The 4,301-nt window shown below is 67.6% G+C and carries 3 protein-coding genes and 1 pseudogene; 1 reads left to right on the top strand and 3 read right to left on the bottom strand.

The annotated features are described in order from the left end of the window. Positions 1-161 precede the first annotated feature (161 nt). The 3 genes and pseudogenes from cbbX to Y694_RS20030 form a co-directional block, all read right to left on the bottom strand. The gene (gene cbbX / locus Y694_RS20040) at positions 162-1,118 is read right to left on the bottom strand and encodes a CbbX protein (RefSeq protein ID WP_036235802.1); all 957 of its coding nucleotides are present in this window, start codon (positions 1,116-1,118) and stop codon (positions 162-164) included. A gap of 20 nt (positions 1,119-1,138) precedes the next feature. Further along, on the bottom strand, positions 1,139-1,582 hold the full coding sequence (locus tag Y694_RS20035; protein WP_011829078.1) for a ribulose bisphosphate carboxylase small subunit: 444 nt from the start codon (positions 1,580-1,582) through the stop codon (positions 1,139-1,141). 16 nt (positions 1,583-1,598) lie between these two features. Beyond that, positions 1,599-3,052: pseudogene (locus Y694_RS20030) on the bottom strand (form I ribulose bisphosphate carboxylase large subunit). A gap of 124 nt (positions 3,053-3,176) precedes the next feature. Here Y694_RS20030 and Y694_RS20025 point away from each other — a divergent pair. Then, positions 3,177-4,121 carry a LysR family transcriptional regulator gene (locus tag Y694_RS20025; RefSeq protein ID WP_011829076.1) on the top strand — a complete coding sequence of 315 codons (945 nt, stop codon included), beginning with the start codon at positions 3,177-3,179 and terminating at the stop codon, positions 4,119-4,121. Positions 4,122-4,301: the final 180 nt, after the last annotated feature.

The following is a 4,301-nucleotide window of genomic DNA, read 5'->3' as shown; positions in this document are numbered from 1 at the left end:
GCCCCGCCAGCGGCGCGCGCGCGGCCGCCCGGCTGATGCGTGCGCAGGCCGCCGCCACGTGCCGGATCACGTCGGCCAGCGCCGGAGGGTGCGCCGAGAGCCATTGCTCGAGCTCGATGGGGTCCATGGGGGGCTCCTGTGCAGTGTGGTGTTCTTGTGGGTCAGCCGCGCTGGAACAGCCGGCTGCCGTGGATGTCGTCGGCGCTGAGCGTCGTCAGGTCGTCGCGGCTCAGCGCCCGGTGGCGGTCCGCGAACAGCCGGCTGGCCTGGCGCAGGCGCGCGCGGTCCAGCGCGTTGCGCACGCTGCGTGCGTTGGCGAAGTGCGGCTGCGCGATGCGCAGGTTCAGGTAGTCGCCGAAGGCCGCGCGGGCGTCGGCGCCGGGAGCCGTGTCGAAGCGGTAGTTCTGCTGCTGCAGCATCAGGTCGGCGATGCTCAGCAGCTCCGTCTGGTTGTAGTCCGGGAAGTCGAGGTGGTGCGCGACGCGCGAACTCATGCCCGGGTTGGACTTGAAGAAGGTGTCCATCCGGTCCTTGTAGCCGGCCAGGATCACCACCAGGTCGTCGCGCTGGTTCTCCATCACCTGCAGCAGGATCTCGATCGCCTCCTGGCCGTAGTCGCGCTCGTTCTCGGGGCGGTACAGGTAGTAGGCCTCGTCGATGAACAGCACGCCGCCCATCGCCTTCTTCAGCACTTCCTTGGTCTTGGGCGCGGTGTGGCCGATGTATTGCCCCACCAGGTCGTCGCGCGTCACCGCCACCAGATGGCCTTTGCGCACATAGCCCAGGCGGTGCAGGATCTCGGCCATGCGCATCGCCACCGTCGTCTTGCCGGTGCCGGGGTTGCCGGTGAAGCTCATGTGCAGCGACGGCGACTGCGCCGCAAGGCCCAGGTTGAGCCGGAGCTTGTCGATCACCAGCAGTGCGGCGATGTCGCGGATGCGCTGCTTCACCGGTGCCAGGCCGATGAGGTCGCGGTCCAGCTCGTCGAGCACCGCCTCCACCTGGCTGTCGGCCAGCACCTCGGCCACCGTCGTCGCGCCGGACGCCGATGCCGCGGCGACCGAGGCCGGCGGCACGGCCTCGGAGGCTCCGGGGATGGCGTACAGCGGCTGGTTCATGGCGGACTCGTCAGCGTGCTTCAGCGCTCGCCGTAGCGTTCGCCTTCGGGCTGCTCGGCGGCGTAGCCGCGCACCTGGTAGCGCATCGTGCGGCCGTTGCTTTCCTGGCGATCGAGCATGAAGCCCGGCTCCTTCGAAGGACGGTTTACGATGAAGCTCATCGCGATCGACTCGATGCCGCGTGTCGAGTCGAAGGCCATCAGGCGGATGTAGTGGTTCGGGAAGGTCTTGCGACAGTGGTTGAGTTCCATCAGCACGCCGGCGGCGTCGTGCAGGTCGAACATCGGGTTGCCGTACATCTCCCAGTAGGTGTTGCGCGGGTGCGGATCGTCGGTGTACTCCACGCTCCACGCATAGCCCTTGCCGAGGCCGTACTCGATCTGCAGCGTGATCTCGGCGTCGCTCAGGTCGGGCAGGAAGCTGAACTGGCCCTGGGTCAGGCGGCCGGTGGGGTTGGTCATCATGGTCGGGTACTCCCTGTCAGGCCACGCCCGGCGTGACGGCGTAGTCGCTGGTGTCGGTCGGGGTGTAGTCGAAGCTGATCTCGCCCCAGGTGTCGAGCGCCTGCTTCAGCGGCGCGCAGAACTGCGCGGCCTTGCGCAGGATCTCCGGGCCCTCGTTCTTGATGTCGCGGCCTTCGTTGCGCGCCTTCACCATGCATTCCAGTGCCACGCGGTTGGCCACCGCCCCGGCCTGGATGCCTGCGGGTGGCCGATCGTGCCACCGCCGAACTGCAGCACCACGTCGTCGCCGAACAGGTCGATCAGCTGGTGCATCTGGCCGGCGTGGATGCCGCCGCTCGCCACCGGCATCACCTTCTTCAGGTCGGCCCAGTCCTGGTCGAAGAACAGGCCGCGCGGCAGGTCCTGCTTCGTGACGCTGTCGCGGCACACGTTGTAGTAGCCCTGCACCGTCATCGGGTCGCCCTCGAGCTTGCCGACCGCGGTGCCGGTGTGGATGTGGTCCACGCCGGCCAGCCGCATCCACTTGGCGATCACGCGGAAGCTCACGCCGTGGTTCTTCTGGCGCGTATAGGTGCCGTGGCCGGCGCGGTGCAGGTGCAGGATCACGTCGTTCCGGCGCGCCCAGTTGCTCATGCTCTGGATCGCCGTGTAGCCGATCACCAGGTCGATCATCACGATCACGCTGCCCAGTTCCTTGGCGAACTCGGCGCGCTCGTACATGTCCTCCATGGTCGCGGCCGTCACGTTCAGGTAGCTGCCCTTGATCTCGCCGGTGGCCGCGCTGGCCTTGTTCACCGCGTCCATCACGTAGAGGTAGCGGTCGCGCCAGTGCATGAAAGGCTGCGAGTTGATGTTCTCGTCGTCCTTCATGAAATCGAGGCCGCCCTTCAGGCCCTCGTAGACCACGCGGCCGTAGTTGCGACCCGACAGGCCCAGCTTGGGCTTGGTCGTGGCGCCCAGCAGCGGGCGGCCGAACTTGTCGAGCCGCTCGCGCTCCACCACCAGACCGGTCGGCGGGCCCTTGAAGGTCTTCACGTAGGCGACCGGGATGCGGATGTCCTCGAGCCGCGCCGCCTTCAGCGGCTTGAACGAGAACACGTTGCCGATCAGGCTTGCCGTCATGTTGGCGATCGAGCCTTCCTCGAACAGGATGATGTCGTAGGCCACCCAGGCGAAGAACTGCCCCGGGATGCCCGGCACCGGCTCCACCTTGTAGGCCTTGGCGCGGTAGCTGTCGCAGGCCGTCAGGCGGTCGGTCCACACCACGGTCCAGGTCGCGGTGCTGGACTCGCCGGCCACCGCAGCCGCGGCCTCCACCGGGTCCACGCCGTCCTGCGGCGTGATGCGGAAGAGGCAGATCGTGTCGGTGTCCTTCGGCACGTAGTCGGGCATCCAGTAGCCCATCTGCCGGTACTTCAGGACGCCCGCGCTGTAGCGCTTCTTGACGTCGGTGATCGCTGCGTCTTCCATCGGCTTGTTCAAGACGGCCTCCTTGCTGGTCCGGTTCGATTGACACGGCCTGGGGCACAAGATAGGTTCGTATTGGACTAAGAGGAATTCATATCTTCTTGGCTTCGGCTTCACATTTGCCTTAATGAAGAACGTCACCTTCCGCCAGCTTCGGGTTTTCACCGAGGTGGCACGCCACCTCAGCTTCGCGCGCGCGGCGGAGGCGCTGCACCTCACGCCACCGGCCGTGACGATGCAGGTCAAGGAGCTCGAATCGCAGGTCGGCCTGCCCTTGTTCGAGCGCAGCGGGCGCGGCGTTTCGCTGAGCACCGCGGGCGAGTACTACCTGGTCTACGCCAAGCGGCTGCTGGCCACGCTGAAGGACGCCGACGACGCGATGGCGCGCTTCCAGCGTCTGGAAACCGGGCTGCTGACGATCGGCATGGTGAGCACCGCCAAGTACTTCGTGCCGCGGCTGCTGGCGCGCTTTCGCGAGGAGCACCCCGGCATCGACGTGCGCCTGCAGGTCTCGCAGAACCGCGAGCAGCTGCTCGACCTGCTGCACGCCAACGAGTGCGACCTGGCCGTGATGGGCCGGCCGCCGAAGGAGCTGGCCACGCGCGCCGAGCCGTTCGCGGCGCACCCGCTGGTGTTCATCGCGCCGCCCGACCACCCGCTGCTGCGTTTCGGCCACCCGCCGCTGGAGGCGCTGGCGCCCTACCCCTTCATCGTGCGCGAGCCCGGCTCGGGCACGCGCAACGCGATGGAGCGCTTCTTCAAGGAGCACCGCTTCGCACCGCGCATCAGCATGGAGATGTCGAGCAACGAGACCATCAAGCAGGCGGTGATGGCCGGCATGGGCCTGTCCTTCCTGTCGCTGCACACGGTGGGGCTCGAACTGCGGTCGGGCCTGCTGCACCTGGTCGACGTCGAGGGCGCCCCGGTGATGCGCAGCTGGAACGTGGTGCACCTGCTGTCCAAGCTGCTGTCGCCGTCGGCCGAGGCCTTCCGCTACTTCATCCTCGAGGAGGCCGAGGCCTACCTGGTGGCGCATGACACACCCCTGCTGTCGGCGGGCGCGGATCGATAGTTGCACCGCAAATATGCAAAGGGCCGGCATGCTGGCACCATGCGCTCCGGCCCGAGACCGGGGAACCAGGAGAACGACATGAAGACACTGCTTGCGAGATCGACGCTGGCCGCTGCCGCGCTGGCCGCCAGCCTGGCCGCCGGCGGCGCGCTGGCCCAGGACGCCGCCGCCCTGCAGGTG

The organism is Methylibium sp. T29-B (assembly GCF_000576225.1).
Lineage (GTDB): Bacteria > Pseudomonadota > Gammaproteobacteria > Burkholderiales > Burkholderiaceae_C > Methylibium > Methylibium petroleiphilum.
The sequence above is the reverse complement of the archived record's forward strand: the minus strand, read 5'-3'. Positions and strand labels throughout refer to the sequence as shown.